Source organism: Turicibacter sp. St.80E1 (assembly GCF_059728495.1).
The window spans coordinates 1940361-1957754 of record NZ_AP039386.1 but is presented as its reverse complement, the minus strand read 5'-3'; the positions used below and the strand labels follow the sequence as shown (position 1 = coordinate 1957754).

General features: G+C 35.8%; 16 protein-coding genes. 13 read left to right on the top strand and 3 right to left on the bottom strand.

From position 1 onward, the window contains the following. Positions 1-144: 144 nt before the first annotated feature. On the bottom strand, positions 145-321 hold the full coding sequence (locus tag AC6I0I_RS09400; RefSeq protein WP_411040340.1) for a hypothetical protein: 177 nt from the start codon (positions 319-321) through the stop codon (positions 145-147). Positions 322-974: 653 nt separating this feature from the next. Here AC6I0I_RS09400 and AC6I0I_RS09395 point away from each other — a divergent pair. From AC6I0I_RS09395 to AC6I0I_RS09375, 5 genes are all read left to right on the top strand, one after another. Further along, positions 975-2471: a dynamin family protein gene (locus tag AC6I0I_RS09395; RefSeq protein ID WP_262953830.1), complete on the top strand. Its 1497-nt coding sequence runs from the start codon at positions 975-977 to the stop codon at positions 2469-2471. Further along, positions 2461-3234, top strand: a complete 774-nt coding sequence (locus AC6I0I_RS09390; RefSeq protein ID WP_262953829.1) for a hypothetical protein — start codon at positions 2461-2463, stop codon at positions 3232-3234. Before AC6I0I_RS09395 ends, AC6I0I_RS09390 begins: the two co-directional genes overlap by 11 nt. Further along, positions 3234-4019 carry a hypothetical protein gene (locus AC6I0I_RS09385; protein ID WP_262953828.1) on the top strand — a complete coding sequence of 262 codons (786 nt, stop codon included), beginning with the start codon at positions 3234-3236 and terminating at the stop codon, positions 4017-4019. Before AC6I0I_RS09390 ends, AC6I0I_RS09385 begins: the two co-directional genes overlap by 1 nt. A 12-nt stretch (positions 4020-4031) precedes the next feature. After that, complete coding sequence (locus tag AC6I0I_RS09380; protein ID WP_262953827.1) at positions 4032-4454, top strand: hypothetical protein; 423 nt, start codon at positions 4032-4034, stop codon at positions 4452-4454. A gap of 573 nt (positions 4455-5027) precedes the next feature. Beyond that, positions 5028-6677 carry an ABC transporter transmembrane domain-containing protein gene (locus tag AC6I0I_RS09375; RefSeq protein WP_161831919.1) on the top strand — a complete coding sequence of 550 codons (1650 nt, stop codon included), beginning with the start codon at positions 5028-5030 and terminating at the stop codon, positions 6675-6677. Between the two features lie 317 nt (positions 6678-6994). On the opposite strand, the gene AC6I0I_RS09370 is transcribed toward AC6I0I_RS09375, so the two are convergent. Then, positions 6995-7168, bottom strand: a complete 174-nt coding sequence (locus AC6I0I_RS09370; RefSeq protein ID WP_161831920.1) for a hypothetical protein — start codon at positions 7166-7168, stop codon at positions 6995-6997. A gap of 309 nt (positions 7169-7477) precedes the next feature. Here AC6I0I_RS09370 and lysA point away from each other — a divergent pair, with 309 nt between their 5' ends. From lysA to dapF, 8 genes are all read left to right on the top strand, one after another. Continuing rightward, positions 7478-8773 carry a diaminopimelate decarboxylase gene (gene lysA / locus AC6I0I_RS09365; RefSeq protein ID WP_262953826.1) on the top strand — a complete coding sequence of 432 codons (1296 nt, stop codon included), beginning with the start codon at positions 7478-7480 and terminating at the stop codon, positions 8771-8773. A 12-nt stretch (positions 8774-8785) separates the two neighbouring features. Continuing rightward, a complete protein-coding gene (locus AC6I0I_RS09360) occupies positions 8786-9982 on the top strand; it encodes an aspartate kinase (protein ID WP_262953825.1) in 1197 nt (398 codons plus the stop codon). Positions 9983-9995: 13 nt separating this feature from the next. Then, on the top strand, positions 9996-11126 hold the full coding sequence (locus AC6I0I_RS09355) for a M20 metallopeptidase family protein (protein ID WP_161831923.1): 1131 nt from the start codon (positions 9996-9998) through the stop codon (positions 11124-11126). A gap of 12 nt (positions 11127-11138) precedes the next feature. Beyond that, complete coding sequence (locus tag AC6I0I_RS09350) at positions 11139-12119, top strand: aspartate-semialdehyde dehydrogenase (protein ID WP_161831924.1); 981 nt, start codon at positions 11139-11141, stop codon at positions 12117-12119. A 13-nt stretch (positions 12120-12132) separates the two neighbouring features. Beyond that, a complete protein-coding gene (gene dapA / locus AC6I0I_RS09345; RefSeq protein ID WP_161831925.1) occupies positions 12133-13008 on the top strand; it encodes a 4-hydroxy-tetrahydrodipicolinate synthase in 876 nt (291 codons plus the stop codon). Positions 13009-13021: 13 nt separating this feature from the next. Beyond that, positions 13022-13783, top strand: a complete 762-nt coding sequence (gene dapB, locus AC6I0I_RS09340; RefSeq protein ID WP_161831926.1) for a 4-hydroxy-tetrahydrodipicolinate reductase — start codon at positions 13022-13024, stop codon at positions 13781-13783. A 13-nt stretch (positions 13784-13796) separates the two neighbouring features. Further along, positions 13797-14510, top strand: a complete 714-nt coding sequence (gene dapD, locus AC6I0I_RS09335) for a 2,3,4,5-tetrahydropyridine-2,6-dicarboxylate N-acetyltransferase (RefSeq protein ID WP_497993634.1) — start codon at positions 13797-13799, stop codon at positions 14508-14510. Positions 14511-14938: 428 nt separating this feature from the next. Further along, entirely contained in the window at positions 14939-15808 is an 870-nt protein-coding gene (gene dapF, locus AC6I0I_RS09330) for a diaminopimelate epimerase (protein WP_262953824.1), read from the top strand. A 272-nt stretch (positions 15809-16080) separates the two neighbouring features. Here the strand turns inward: dapF and AC6I0I_RS09325 are convergent, their stop codons facing one another. Then, complete coding sequence (locus AC6I0I_RS09325; RefSeq protein WP_161831929.1) at positions 16081-17250, bottom strand: NupC/NupG family nucleoside CNT transporter; 1170 nt, start codon at positions 17248-17250, stop codon at positions 16081-16083. Positions 17251-17394 lie beyond the last annotated feature (144 nt).

The window sequence follows — 17394 nt, the reverse complement described above, 5'->3', positions numbered from 1 at the left end:
ATGGTGAAATATCAATCTCCAATTTAATAATCCTCCCGAATTATAATCTATTAAATATTATAAGTTATATGTAAAAATATAGCAATTACTTTTGGAGCCTATTCGACATTAATTAAAATATTTAAGCGAATCTTTGCTAAAGGATTAATTAATGTAAATGTTAATAAAAAATGGTTCTACTACTATTTTGGTGAAAAGCCCTTTAATACGTAGAAGTTCAAAATTTTCTTGTCCATACATTTGTCTTTTAATCATTTTCATTCCGTTGACATTCCCCTCACAAATTGCATTAGTGTATGAATAAACTAATGCATTACTGATTGATTACTCATTACGTTTCATTCACCGACAAACTGACGAAGTAATTTAATTTTGTGAGTAGCGTAACGTTCTAGCCATTGAAATAATTTAAATATTTGCCTCATCGTGACCAATTCTCTAAATACGCGGATGGCTGTATATAACTCACTTAAATCCACACGAACTTAAAGTAGTTCATTTAATAACTCCAATTTCGCTTGAGTTAAAGACATTGTTTTTTTCCAGATGAATGAGGTGAGTTGAAACTTTGGGGTTTTCAATAATTTACTAGTTTTTTTGTGTTTTCTCTGGTGACTTTTCATACCACATAAGGGACAATGATTAAATTTTGATTCAGATTTTAAACAAATAAAGATTGTATTCCTATTATTTTTGACGGATTTAATCACAAGGTTTTCAGGAAAAAAAGGCATTAAAATTCATGATTATATACCTTTCTAAGACGTCTTTTCATTATATAATGTAAACGTTTTATAACTGAAAGAGTGGGAAAAAAACTTTTTAGTGACATTCATACACTTTATCGGATTAGTGATATCTTTGTATATGCAGCTACTATTTTACAAGTTAAATTTTATATAATGAATTGTAAAATTAATTTACTAAATGTTATAATAAAATACATAAAATCACAATTTTTTTAGGAGGAAAAGATGAATATTAAAAATTTAGAGGTAGTATTAAATAAATATAATATTAAAAATAAGGAAGCAATAGAAAAAATTAGAAATTCAGTGGATGAATTTCACAAAGAAATAAACTCACAAGAATGCACAGAAATTATTTGGGATTCTACAGTTAATAAGTACTATAAAAATATTCATAATCTTAAGTTAGCTTTAAATAACAAAAATATTAGAGAAAATATTAGTAATAGTTTAATTAAGGATTTGGATAATTTTCTGAATATTTGTCGAAATCCAGAATTTCATATTGCGTTTGTAGGGGCTATTAAGGCAGGGAAATCAACATTAATTAATGCATTATTAGGATTAGACTTAGCGTCTACAGCAGTAACACCTGAAACGGCAGCATTAACGAAGTTTAAATCATCAGAGAATAAGCATTATGTTAAGGTAACTTTTTATAGTGAAGTAGAATGGGATTTTTTATGGAATAGTGTTCAAGATTCAAAAGCAGAAGTATTTTTAGAGGAGTATAGTAAATTAAATGCAGATAGTGAAAAGAGTAATTGGTTAAATCATAAATCTATAGTTAAAGAGTTTGATCATCTTGTAAACTTAAAAGAAGAAATAAAAAAATGGACTTCTTCAAAAGAAGCAACACATTATTTTGTTAAAGAAGTAGAAGTAGGGATTAAAGATGCAAATATTCCTAAAGATGTCGTTTTTGTAGATACCCCAGGATTAGATGATCCAGTGAAATATCGTTCTGATATTACGAGAACATACATTGATCGAGCAAATGCTGTATTAGTGTGTGTAAAGTCGGACGCTTTAACTGGTGGAGAGTTAGCGACAATTTATAGTGTGTTTTCTAATAGTCGATATAATCCAGAGAAGGTTTATGTTATTGGGACTCAATTAGATTCATTAAATAGACCGATTGAAAATTGGAAGGAACAAAAAGAAGAGTGGCTTAAACATTTGAGTAAAAACGACTGTTTTGGGAACAATTCTTTAGCCCAAAATAATTTAATTAGTGTAGCTTCTTATTTGTATAACTTGGTAAATGAATTTGATAATTTAAGTGAAGATGAAATCTACTTCGAGTTAGAGCCGATTGCTCGTAAATTTAGAGTCAAAGAGTTTGACAAAAATTTAAATCAGCTTTTAGAATTATCAAATATTGATTTTTTAAAGGCTAAACTGAACCAAGAGGTATTAGTTAAACATAAGAAATTACTATTACAAGATATTTCTGAAAGTTATAAAAATCATAGATTAGATATCTTACATCTTCTTAATTGTATTAAAGAGAATCAGGAAGATATCTTAGCTATCGCGGATGCGGACATTAATACTATTAGAGAAGAATCCGAAAATAGTAAACGCATTTTAGAATCTATGCAAAAGGAAAAAGAGGAGATGGAAAAGGCTTTAAAACAAATTAGAATTTTAACAGAGAAGAGAGCGGAAGAGTTATATACTCAAATTAGGGGGCTAGGAGGAAATAAAAATGTTAAATAGACAATCAAAGGTTGCCCCCATTACCCACAAAAAACCTATCGATTTATGGAAAATTATCTATAAGGGGGGAAAGTTTTTATGGAATCTATTTTTTAATAAAAAGAAAGAAACAAGTGAAAAAATCAGTAAACAATCAGCTATATTAGATGGACAAGAAACTATTGATGAGATTATGGTTACTAATAATATTTTTCAAGAGTTTCTTACTGATTTAAATACAGACATTGAAGTAATAGAAAATCACTTGTTAACAGAGGTTTCCTATTTTTTTGAAGAGTTTCTTGAATATATTAAGGATGAATGTGAATCGTTTGATAAGCATGGAATTAATATACGTAAAGTAGAGAAAGATTTTTTGAAGATAAAAAGGTGTCTGAATGGTCAGTTAAAGAAAAAAATACATCAGACTATTTCATTAGATAATTTAGAATGTCGGGAAATATTGTCTTTAAGACCAGGAAATAAAAAAAAGGAAAGAATGGATAAATTTCTAGATTCAATATTTCAAATATGTTTAGATGAATTGATTCATGAAATTAAAGAAGAATTATTAAACCTTGTAGAAGAAATGGAGGTTATACTTGAAGATGCTTTAGATGTAATATCACAGTGTTTAAAACAGAAAATAACAGCTTGTGATCATTTTGAACAAAGTAACGCTCAATATGTCATAACAAAACAAAGTGTAATCATTGAAGCTATTTTGAAAAAAAAATTAGTTGAAGAAATATTACATCATTATGTGGAAGAAGGTGGTTTATAATGGGGTTTTGGAGCGCTTGCAAATCATTTGCCAAGAAGGTCGGTAGAACTATCGGATCAGGTATAGAGACAGTAGGAAGAGTTATAAAATCTGAAACGGTGGAAAATATGGGGAGAAAATTGAGAGATATGTGCACAGAGGTTGATAAACTTTCACAAGAAGTTAGCGAACTATCAAGCTATATCAAGGAGAGTGCGCGTTTATCCGAGACAATACGTATTAACGAATCTCTTAGTAATTTTAGTTTAAATCTTCAGAAGCAAGCTGATGAATTGGAAGAATTATCATTAAAAGAAAGTAAAATTTATTTTGAATATTTAATTGAACAATTACGTGAGACAAACGGTAGTAATGGGGTTAAAATTAATCTTAATAAAATGAAGAGAGAATTTTTAAAAATCGAAAGAAATATTAGGGGAAGTTTTAAAGTTCATTTGGCTAAAAGGATATCATTAGATGATACCGAATGTCTAAGGATACTTCAACTTGAAGAGGGGTTAGAGAAGAAACAACGGATGGAGTGTCTAGGAAATAAAGTTTTATTAGAAGCTAGGGAACAACTTTGTGATAATATACGCGAGTGTATTCTTGAGCAACAAGAATACATTGAAGATCAGGTTATAGACAAACTTGAGGAAGTTATTTGTTCTTTAAAAGAGTTAAATGATAAGGTATTAGAGTTTGAGAAAATTAAAGTAAATAATGAAGACAAGATTGAGCTAGAAAAAGCAAAATGTATTTCAAAAATAGAAATTATTAATGATGTTTTGAATTTAATGGATTAGGAGATTAAGTAGATGAACTTTTGGGAGTTTATTGGTTTACCAAGCAAACAGAGTATTGTTAATTTACAAAATGAATTATATCGTACGAATGAGAAGTTAGAGAGTTTAAAAGAATTAGTAGCAAAAGAAAGAGAGTTACAGCTTTTACACTTCAAAGTTGATGAAATAAATAAAGATTGTGAGGACATTAGGGACAGTAACCATAATATTTCTAGTAAATTACAAGAACTTTTACAAAAAATAAGCAATGAGTTGAAAGAATATAAGGAAGAGTTGGAATCTGTAATAACTAGTACTGGGAATAAATTACATAATGATAACGAGAAGGGGTTTGGAGCTTTACATCAAGATTTAGAATGTATGGAGATACTTTTAAAAGTATTAGCTATACAAGATTTAAATAATGGAATAGATAAATTAAAGGATTTTGAATAATGATGAAAGAATCGTAAGCGTGTAATATAAACACAGCTATTTCGGCCTCCAACTTTGAACTATACTTTAGATATCAAAGAAAAGGAGGCTATTTTTTACGAACGAAAGTCCATTAATTGTTCCGATTTAACTTGAAACGGAATCAACTAATTATAATTTAGACTTATTTTATGATGCTTTATTTCTTTTCTATTGTTTAAAAAAGATCGATTTAAGGCTCTTTGGAGTAGTACCTGTCAAGTAGACAGTTAATAAAAAACGAATTGATGAGGTATGTAGTCTGTATTCAACTGGACTCATACCGTATTTGTTAAATCGTAGGGGGAAATAAATTCTAATCATATAATCAGGAGGAATTAGTCCATCATTTAGATGGTTTGATTCCTCTTTTTTTTAGATCAAAATTTACGATAATTAAAAGAAGATATAGATTTCATCTATGTCGAATATAATAGGAGGAGTAAAAAAGAGATAAAACGCGACACGAGATGAAGGGTGCTTTTTTTATGAATAATCATTTACATATAATGGTAAAAGTGGTAGATTGGAGATAATAGTTCAAAAGGGGGGAGATTGGATGAGGGAAGTTTATCAATTTTTAAGGGGTATCATCAATCGAAAGGAAGGCTTATGCTTTACATCACGGTTAGCCTTTTGGTTAAAGGGTTACTTTTAATGATTCCATATTTAACAAAACAGTTAATTGATGACATTCAGTACCAACAATTAGGAGGATTTAAGTCAACGACGTTGTTGCTCATTGGAACAATGATCGTCTTTTCATGTGTATTATCGTTAAAGTATTATTTACAACAGTTGATTGAGATTCGGGTATTAAATCAAATGAAGCAGAGTATGTTAGTCAAACTATTTAACGGTAAGAATGATCAGTTTATTTCCACGACAACAGGGGAAATTATTCAAAAAATTTTTAATGATACTGAGACCATTCGTCCGTTAATCGTTAGTGCCTGGGTCGATGTTTTGATTGATGGGGGTTATGTCGTCGCGTTAATTTTCATCATGTTTAGGATGAATGTGATTTTGACCTTGCTTTTATTAGTGTTAATCCCCATTTTCCTTTTTCTTTATAAAATTTATGCGCCAAGAATCGAGAAGACAAGTCACGCATTGATTCAAGAAGACGAACAATTAAAAAGTATGGCAGAGGAACTCATGGCAGGGCGTCTGGATATTAAAGTAAATCGTGCGCAATCGTTTATGGAGCATCGGATTCATCATGGACTGAATCAGTATTTTAAACAATCTCTCCAAAAAACAAAAAATGTCATGCAATATGACTATTTTTATGTGACGGGCGTGATGAATTTAGCAACGTTATTGATTTATTGTTTTGGTGGGTATTTAGTGTTTAATCATCAAATTTCGATGGGGACGCTGATTTCGTTTAATTTATATTTTTCTAAGGTGTGGAGTCCAATCGAAACATTTATGGAGTTGACAAAAGAAATGAAGGTATGGAACGTCTCATTTGAGCGAGTTAAGAATTTTCTTTTACTCGAGGAGGAGCCGGACTCTTCTTCGACACAGCTTCCAACGTATACGGACCTGGTGATTAATGACTTAACTTTTTCGTATGAACACCGGACTTTGTTTAATCACTTGAATTTGGAGTTAAAGAAAGGAGAAAAAGTTGGAATTAAAGGCGGAAATGGTGCCGGAAAATCAACGCTTGCTAGTTTCCTAATTAAATTGCGTGACGGATATGACGGGAACCTACACTATAGCGGTGTGGATTATACGGCGCTTGATGCGCGAACGATTAGGGAACACGTTATCTATCTTCCCCCAAAATCATTTTTATTTAGTGGAACTGTTCTTGAAAACATTACACTCACAACGGATCCTTCTTCGGAAAAGTTAGACGCGTTTTTCGCTCTAGAAGAAGTGCAATCACTTTTAAATGTGCTAAAAGATAATCAACGCGATTTAAATACAACGGTTCAGCCCGAAACTCCGCTTCTTTCAAGCGGCGAACAAAAAATCATTCAACTCTTACGCGGAATGTATTTAGATGGGGAAGTCTATATTTTAGATGAACCGCTAAATTACGTTGATGGGAAGTATAAGCAGTTAATCATCGAGTGTATTCGTACCTATTTAAAAGATAAAAGTGTTATTATTATTTCTCATGATGAAGAGATTTTTGCTTGCTGTGACCGAGTGTATCGTTTAGATAAGCAATTGATTTTAGAACCTTGATAAATAAGAGGCATGAAGATCCTGAGTGATTTTCATGCTTTTTTGTCATCTCCAACATGCGCGGGAACTAAAAAATAAAGTAAAATATAATGTATTTTTCATAAAAAGAGAGAGTTATTGTTTAAATTCGTGTTTATTTTTCAACAATAAAAGCATAAAATGGGGCACATTCAATTTTAATGCCGGAGTTAGGGTCAATCATTGGTGACCATGATGTTGTTATGAATGAGAGTCTATATGTCATTTAGTCATTTGAAAGGTTGCCATGAAAAAACGTGAATAAGCATAACTGGGGTTATGCTTATTCACGTCTTTGTTTATTTACCGATGCATTGACGACAACGATTATAATCGTCACGTTCGGGAAATCTAGTATCAACTCGCCCTCCAGGGCCTACTTCTAAATTGCAATTGGCGCAGTAAGGAATTTCTTCATAGGTTCCTTCCTCATAGAAGTGTGACAAAGGTTGCATCATTAATTCTTCAAACATTATAATTCCCCATTTCTTATACGATTAGGAATAGTTCTATCATACCCTAATTAAATGTAGAATAAAACGAGTAATGATTGGAAAAAATCGTAAGAAAACGGTTGTTAAAACGTATCGAATCCGTATAAATTGGCTTAGACGTGAATATATTTTTTACTGTACGATAAGTGAGATGAATAATTCGGCCAGTCTCACAAGTGCTAATACCATTTTTATATGGGATGATGAATGAAGCTTCCTTAACTTTTAATCTGGGGAGCTTTTCTTTGTAAGTACGATTTTTTCGTTATCTAAAGAAAGGACGACGCAATGAAACTATTAGGAACGATGTCAGTAAAAAATGATGAATTACATATTGGAGGGGTGAGTTGTTTAGATCTCGCTAAAAGTTACCAGACTCCGTTATATGTATTTGATGAACAATTACTTCGTCAAAATTGTAGAGATTATGTGAATTATTTTAAAGTAAATGAACGTAAAAATCGAGTTGCTTATGCAGGAAAGGCTTTCTTACCACTTTACATGTGTCAATTAATTAAGGAAGAAGGTCTATATCTAGATGTGGTATCGGGTGGTGAACTGTACACGGCCCATAAGGCGGAATTTCCAATGGAGCGTGTTCTTTTTCACGGAAATAATAAAACGATTGATGAAATTCAGATGGGTCTTGATTTAGGGGTTGGTCGTTTTGTTGTTGATAATTATTATGAGCTCGATTTACTTGAGGCGTTTTGTAAGCAGCGTGGACGCAAGCAAGCCATTTATTTAAGGATAACGCCTGGGATTGAAGCCCATACCCATGATTACATTAAAACAGGACAAATTGATTCTAAGTTTGGGTTTACGTTAACCAATGGTGACTTGTATGAGTGTTTATCGGTTTTTTCACGCTATGAGCACTTAGAGCTTGTTGGATTGCACGCCCATATTGGATCGCAAATTTTTGATGTAGAACCTTTCCTAGATGAAGTAGACATTATGATGAACTTAGTGAAAGAACTTGACGAGAAGTATCAGATTAAGATTCGAGAGGTGGATCTCGGTGGGGGAGTAGGCGTATATTATACTGAAAATGATCACCCAAAAACAATCGAGCAGTTTTGTGAAGCTATTTTGAGTAAAGTTGATACCTCTTGTCAGCGGCTAGGTATTGAGGTCCCAACCCTTGTTATTGAACCTGGACGTTCAATCGTGGCCAATGCGGGAAGCACACTTTATACGGTAGGATCAACAAAAGACATTAAGGATATTAGAACATATGTTAGCGTTGACGGCGGAATGACTGATAATATCCGGCCTTCTCTTTACCAGGCACGCTATGAGTGTGCGATTGTTAATAAAATGAGAAGTGGTGATCAAAAACAAGTAACGATTGCGGGAAAATGTTGTGAAAGTGGAGACATTTTAATTACAGATGTTGATATTTTAGGAATTGCTAGCGGAGATATTTTAATTATTGCTTCAACGGGGGCGTATGGTTATTCGATGTCTTCAAATTATAATAAAATTCCGAAGGCACCCGTTGTTTTTGTTCACGATGAAAAATGTCGATTAGTTTGCCGTAGACAAACATTAGAGGAATTATTAGCGTTAGAAGTTTTATAGAGGGGGAGAATCATGAGGGGATTAGTGCATAAATATGGGGGAACCTCAGTGGCGACGCCAGAAAAAATAAAAAATGTAGCCAAACGAATTATCCGAGAAAAGGAGAAGGGTCTGGATATGGTCGTTGTTGTTTCAGCAATGGGAAAAACAACGGATCATTTAGTGGAACTGGCGGGTCAAATCAGTCAACACCCCGATGAAAGAGAGTTAGATTTATTACTTTCGACGGGTGAACAAGTCTCGATTGCTTTATTAACGATGGCGCTTCAGGAGGAAGGGTACGAGGCTATTTCTTTAACGGGATTTCAAGCGGGAATTAAAACGGTGGGCCCTCATACCAAAAATAAAATTATCGATATTGATATTGATAAAGTTAAGGATTATTTGGCAGAAGGAAAAATTGTCATTGTCGCGGGATTTCAAGGTATGAACGAATTAGGGGAAATAACAACACTTGGCCGTGGAGGATCAGATACGACGGCAGTTGCACTTGCCGCAAAATTATCTTTTCCTTGTCATATTTATACGGATGTTGAGGGGATTTATTCTGTCGATCCACGATTGTATAAGCCGGCTAAGAAATTAGAAGTGATTAGTTATGAAGAAATGATGGAAATGGCGAGTCTTGGAGCAGGAGTCATGGAACCAAGGTCAATTTTAATCGGTCAAAAGTATAAAGTTCCTATTTATGTCGCTTCAAGCATGAACCAAGAGAAGGGAACGTATATTAAGGAGTATGACGGGACAATGGAAGAAAAAGTAGTAACAGGACTAAGTGTTTGTGATGATATTTTAATGGTAACGATTAGTCAGATTCCTGACGCAGCAGAAAACATGGCTTTAATTTTTGACAAGTTAGCCGCGCGTCATGTTAATGTGGACATGATTAGTCAGGCGGCCTCATTCGGGGGACTGCTGAGTGTATCCTTTACGGCCAAAGTTGAGGATAGAGGGGCGGTTCAAGCGGTGATGGACGAGTTAGATCCGCAGTATCATGTATGTATGGAGTCTGAAATTTCAAAGCTTTCAGTCGTCGGAATGGGAATGCGAAATCAAAGTGGAGTGAGTGGTCGCTTATTCCGAATTTTAAGTGATCATAAAATACCATTTAGACAAGTGACGACTTCGGAGATTAGTATTTCTTATGCGATTGATCGTTTAGATAAAGAACGAGCCGTGGCCATTTTATCACAGAGGTTGAACCTGTAAGGGGGGATGACAGATGGATTTAAATGAAATAATGAAGTCTCATCGGAGGTATTTGCATCAAATTCCTGAACTAGGCTTTTGTGAGTTTAAGACATCAGCCTATCTTAAAGAACAATTACTTCAATTAGGATACGAGGTATATCCTACGGCAAAGACAGGACTCCTCGCCTATCGCCGAGGAGAGAGTGAAACATGTATTGCTTTTCGGGCGGATATGGATGGTCTTAGTTTAACTGAAGAAACTCAGATGGAGCATCCTTCTATTCATGAGGGGCAAATGCACGGATGTGGTCATGATGGTCACATGTCCATTCTTTTAGGATTTGCGACATATTTATCGACCATCAATGAACTAAAAAAGAGCGTTCTACTAATTTTTCAACCCGCGGAAGAGGGCCCTGGAGGTGCCGAGGTCGTTGTTTCCGAAGGGGTGTTCACGAAGTATCACGTTCAATACATTTTTGGCTTACATCTGTATCCAGAAATTGAAGAAGGAAAGTTCGGTCTTAGAAAAGGTGTGATGACGGCTCAGACGGGTGAGGTTGATATTAAGGTGCAGGGCCGTGGAGGTCATGGGGCTTTACCACATTTATCAACGGATGCGTTAGTCATTGCTTCACAGTTATTAATGAGTTATCAGACGATTGTTAGTCGTAATTTAAACCCTATTTCTTGTGGTGTTTTAACGATTGGGACGATGCATGGTGGAGAACGGCGAAATATTATTGCAGAAGAAGTAGAGTTGACGGGAACGATTCGAGCATTTAGTGAAGAGGTTTATGAAACGATAAAGCGTCGAATGGTTGAGATTAATCAAGGTCTTGAGTCGATGTTTAAGGCCCGAATTACGACAACATTTAGAGATATGTACCCGTGTATCGTAAATGATGCTCATTTAGTGGAATTGATTAAGTCTTCTTCCCTCGCCTCATCGATGGTTGAAATGGACCCGATGATGATTGCGGAGGATTTCGCTTATTATCAGAAGGAAGTTCCGGGATTGTTTTTTATGCTAGGAACTCGAAATGAGGAACGGGGATTTACGTACCCTTTACATCATTCAAAATTTAATTTTAGTGATGAGGTTTTTATGCGGGGACTTAAACTTTATCAGGAAGTTGGAAATTTACTAAAAATTTATTAGGGAGTGTGTGAAATGAGTGGGGTTAATGTTGCGATTGTTGGGGCGACTGGATTAGTCGGGCAAACTTTTTTAAAGGTGTTGGAAGAAAGAAACTTTCCTATTCATCACCTGTACTGTTTTGCATCAAGCCGTTCGGCAGGAAAGGAAATCACATTTAAGGGTGAGACTTATGTTGTTGAAGAATTAACGGAGCAATCATTCGATTACCCTATTGACATTGCTTTATTTTCAGCAGGAGGAGAAGTGAGTAAAAAATTTGCACCTATCGCTGTATCTAAAGGGGTACGTGTCGTTGATAATTCAAGTGCATGGCGAATGGATCCAGAGGTTGCGTTAATTGTTCCAGAGGTGAATGGGGACACGTTAACACCAGACGATTATTTAATCGCTAATCCAAATTGTTCAACCATTCAGTCGGTTGTTCCATTACGTGTCTTACACGAGGCGTATCAAATTAAACGAATTGTTTATTCAACTTATCAGGCAGTGTCTGGATCAGGGATTAAAGGCTTAAGAGATTTAGAAGATGGAACACAAAAATTTTATCCACACCCAATTACAGGAAACTGTCTACCTCACATTGATATTTTCTTTGATAATGGATATACGAAAGAAGAAATTAAGATGATTGAGGAAACGAAAAAAATCCTAAACGACCAAGAAATTAAAATTACAGCGACAACGGCACGCGTGCCTGTAAAATACGGACACTGCGTTTCTATGAATTTAGAATTTGAAAAAGAGTTTGAGTTAGACGACGTTTATCGCTTATTAGAACAAGTGCCTAATCTTGTCGTACACGGCAAAGAAAATCACTTAGATTATCCCCTTCCAATTGATGTAGCGGGGCATGATGAAGTTCACGTTGGAAGAATTCGTCGTGACTTTAGTGTAGATTCTGGTTTAAATTTATGGGTCGTTGCCGATAACATAAGAAAAGGTGCTGCAACTAATGCGGTTCAAATTGCTGAATCTTTACTGACATTTATGTAGGAGGGATGTCTTAATGTTTAGAGGATCAGGTGTGGCACTCGTGACACCATTTAAAACGGATGGTAGTGTAGACTACGATCGGTTACAGGAGTTATTAGAGTGGCATATTCAAAATCAAACAGATGCCATTATTATTTGTGGAACGACGGGCGAGTCTGCAACGATGAGTGATGAAGAACGTCGTTCGGTTATTAAATTTACGGTGGATGTTGTTGGCAAGCGTATAAAGGTCATTGCCGGAACAGGGAGTAATAATGCAGCGTATGCTCTTGAGTTAAGTCAATATTGTGAATCGATCGGTGTGGATGGATTACTCGTCGTGACCCCTTATTATAATAAGGCGACAGATCTTGGACTGAGACGTTATTATGAAATGATTGCGAATGCGGTAAATATACCGATTATTTTGTATAATGTTCCTGGTCGAACAGGAGTTAACTTAAAGCCATGTGTCGTTAAAGAATTAGCGTTAATTCCTAATATTATAGGAATTAAAGAAGCGAGTGGAGATATCGCACAGGTAGCCGAAATTGCTCGCTTATGTGGAAATGATTTTCTCATCTACAGTGGAAATGATGATATGATTGTTCCTATTCTTTCACTGGGTGGACAAGGAGTTATTTCGGTATTAGCGAATATCTTACCTCAACAAACGCATGATTTAGTTGAAGCATATTTAACGGGTGACGTTTTAAAATCACGCCAGTTACAGTTAGAGATGAATGGATTGGTTCATGCGCTCTTTATTGAGGTCAATCCAATTCCAGTTAAGACAGCTATGAATTTAATGGGAATGAATGTGGGTGGACTTCGTCTCCCACTAACAGAAATGACAGCAGAACATGTAGAAAAATTAAAAGAAGAAATGATGAAGCAACAATTATTGTAAGAGGTGAATGTAGATGTTAAAAGTTGGTTTAAGTGGTTGTAATGGAACGATGGGGCGTATTTTAAATGAGTTATTGCAAGAGGATCAACACACGACCGTTGTGTTTGGAATCGATTTAGATCCGACGCGATTTGAAAATGAATATCCTGTTTTTAAAATTCCGAAGGAAGTGACAGTGCCATGTGATGTGGTGATTGATTTTTCAAAACCAGAGAATATTGATGCATTGATTGATTATTGTCTATTAAACCGTGTACCGGCCGTCATTGCAACAACAGGTCTTACGGAGGAACAGGAGTCAAAGATTGTAGAGGCGTCTCATCAAATTCCAATTTTCCGTTCAGGGAATACGTCTTTAGGTGTTAATGTATTGCTTGATTTGGTAAAGACGGCAACACGCTTATTAAATGACCAATTTGATATTGAGGTTATTGAGAAACATCATAATAAAAAGGTGGATGCTCCGAGTGGAACGGCGTTTATGATTGCAAGTTCAATTAATGAGGAGCTTCATAATTCAATGGAATACCATTATGGTCGCCAAGGAAACCATACGAAACGAGAAGAAAAAGAGATTGGAATTCATTCGGTTCGTGGTGGAACCATTCCAGGAGAGCATACGGTTATTTTTGCAGGTCCAGATGAAATGATTGAGATTAAGCATACAGCATTATCGAAAAAGATTTTTGCACAGCAGGCGATTAGAGCAGCTGAGTTTGTGACACAACGTGAGCCTAAGTTATATAATATGCATGATGTGATGAATGCAAATTAGGGGAGGTTTTTGAATGAGTCAGGTGGGATTGTTAGATCCATATGAAATTGCACGTTATATTAAGGAAGCGAAAAAAAGTACGCCCGTTAAAGTGTATGTAAAAGGTGATTTAAAGGGTGTGGAGTTTCCCAATTGCCGCGTCTTTGGAGAAGGAGAATTTCTAGTTATTTTTGGTGAATATGAGGATGTTCAACCTGTTCTTATTCAAAATAAGGATCGTATCGCGTACTATGAAATGGAAAACGATCGTCGTAATTCGGCGGTTCCAATGCTCAACTTAAAAGAAGTTAAAGCGCGTATTGAACCGGGTGCTATTATTCGCGATAGGGTCAGTATTGGAGATAACGCCGTTATTATGATGGGAGCTGTTTTGAATATCGGGGCAGAGATTGGTGAAAATACGATGATTGATATGAATGCGGTTATTGGGGCACGCGGAACGATTGGAAAAAATGTTCATGTTGGAGCAGGTTCCGTGATTGCTGGTGTATTGGAACCACCTAGTAAAACTCCCGTTATTGTTGAAGATGGTGTAATGATTGGGGCCAATGCCGTTATTTTAGAAGGTGTTCGTGTAGGAGAAGGTGCGGTTGTTGCTGCAGGAGCTGTTGTGACAGAAGATGTGGCGCCTTATACGGTTGTAGCTGGAGTGCCAGCGCGTGTTATTAAACAAAAAGACGAGCAAACGACGGCTAAAACTCAATTGGTAGAAGATTTACGTCAATAATTAAAAAAAGTAGTAAAGTAAAAATCTGGTATAGTACCTTCGGGGTAGACAAAAAAATAAAAGCGCGCCTATCTCATATGGTAGAATCGCTTTAAGGTCTACTAAGGAGGTACTTTTTCTTATACAATTCAAAAAGATTAATCGCCATTTTAACTATTCTAAGCTCTAAGGAGTTAAAACTTCGTGCCGTTAAACTTTATTTGAAGGGGGAGTCTTGTTCCCCTGTTTGTGAACCATTGAAATCTAAGATCCCAAACGAATTTTGTCTTCTTTTCACTATTTTACCCACTAAGGAACGGGGAGGAGTCATATTCTTCTGATCCTTAATTATTTAACTATTATTTTTCGTTATATTGTTGCAGGAAGGGGAATATGATAAAAAAAGAAGTTGTAAAGTACTCAGTTGAGAGTTGATGGGAGGGGATCCTTTGTTAAAATTTTGTAAGTATCAAGGAACGGGAAATGATTTTATTATTGTGAAACAGTCTGAGATAGATGGCGTTACGTATTCTTCGCTCGCTAAAAATGTGTGCGATCGACGATTCGGAATTGGCGCGGATGGGATGATAGTTGTTGCCCCCTCAACGGTTGCTGACATTCGAATGATTTTTTACAATGCTGATGGCAGTATAGCTACGATGTGTGGAAATGGAATTCGATGTTTTGCCAAATATGTGTATGATCATGGCCTGGTGGGGCAAACCTCTTTTTCGGTGGAGACATTGGCGGGCGTGCTGACGGTTGAACTCGTGTCTATGACGAATGAAGAAAGCAACGTTAGAGTCAATATGGGATGTCCATGTTATGTTCATCCGGCAGTTCCTAAGGTGACATCGGATGGAAAATTCATTAATCAAACCATTGAATTAGAGGGAGAACCTTACACGATAAGTAGCCTCTTTATTGGAACGATTCATACGGTTATGTTCGTTTCAGAAATTGATGAGAAGATGGCGACCCACTTAGGGGAGCTGATTGAAAATCATGCCATGTATCCACAAAAAACAAATGTGAACTTTTGTCGGGTGATTGATCCTCATCACATTGAGGTTTTAACATGGGAAAAAGGAGTGGGTCTTACGCTCGCCTGCGGAACTGGATCAGCAGCCTGTGCTGTGTTAAGCAGGCAACTGTACCAGTGTGATCAATCCATCACCGTTTCTATCAAAGGAGGAACTCTTCTGATGGAACAAGAGGAAGATGGGGTATATATGACAGGGCCGGCTCGTTTGATATGTACGGGGCAATATGTTTATGGGGAGTCGCCACAAGGGGAGCAAGACCTCGACAGCTTCTAAAAATAAGAAAAACCTTCTAGGGGATAGAAGGTTTTTATATATATGAAACTAGTAGGGGGAACTAGTATTGAGTAAGCTAGCCACGTATAGGGGCAAGGATTAAAATAATTTATCAAAATTCAGGGGCACGTTAGCTGAACTTTGAAGCTTCGGGGAACATTATTTTAATCGGATTTAATGACTAGCTTCAATAGTAATATATGAAAATCTAACGATTTGGGAACGGTGATCTTATACTTTATAAAAAAATGGACGAATTATCGTCCATTTTTTTATAAGAAGAGTCCGACAACGCCAGCTGTCATAATATTAACGAGGGTGGCGATTAAAAGGGCCTTCACACCAAGTCGGGCAACTACAGGAACTTTATTTGGGGCGATTGCAGAATAACCACCCACAAGGATTCCAATGGACCCAATCCCGGCAAACCCACACAGTGCAACAGTCATCATCGCTTTTACATTTTCCGATAACTCACTAAATTGGGGTAAGGCAAAGGCAACAGCTTCATTGGTCACTAATTTTGTTGCGAGAATTTGAGAGACGAGCGAAACTTCTTCTTGAGAGACTCCCATTAAATAGGCAATTGGTGTAAAGAGAACACCTAAAATTGATTCAATTGATAAGTTCGGGGCAAACAAGGCGATAAAATTATTAATCATTCCAACAAGAGATAAAAACACGATAAGAGCGACGGTGATCCCAATGACACTTTTAAATCCCGTCATCGCATAGTTCATCATTGTTTCTATAACATTGACCCCTTTATCATTTTCTACATGAATGACGACCTCACGATCATATTCAGTCGGCATGAAAATTTGCGTAAGAACGAATGTTGAAAGAACAGTCAGAGGCATAGAAATTAAAATCCATGTCATTGAAGCGCCATAAGAGGCGTAAAGTCCAACAACAGATACACTAATGGATGTCATTCCACCGACAAGTGTTGCAAAGATGACGTTATCTTTTGCCTGAGGAAGATAGGATTTAGTGACGAATAGAGATTCTGTTTGACCTAAAAACATATTGGCTATTCCGTTTGTTGCAACTAACGTATCGACTTTTAAAAAACGGGCTAAACATTTACTTACGATAGAAATAAAGCGTTGTAATAGATTAAGGTGAAATAAAATCCCCATTAATGCTGAAATGAAAACGATAGGTAATAAGGAGTTAAGAAAGAACACAAACTGATCACTGATTCCACCAAAGACAAAGTCAATTCCTATTTTTGATTGATCTAATATCCAGCTAACGCCTACTGAAAGCCATTCTACCCCAATCCAAATAGGGGTTTTAATAAGAAAGAAGGCAAGAATAAATTGGCCTAAAAACGCCAACCCTACAGATTTCCATTGAATTTTTTCCCGGTTATTTGATGCGAGATAAGTGACGAGAACAATGAGCGCGGTTCCCAAGAGGGCAAATATCTTTGTCATAATAAAAAAACCTCCATACTATTATTTTAGTAATTATTTTCGCGTATTGCGATTCGCTCTTCAATTAAGATGGTAAAAGTTGAAGAATTTTGTTGTTTCCTTTTAAACTGATTCCATTTTATCAGAAAGAATCGGTCCATTCTA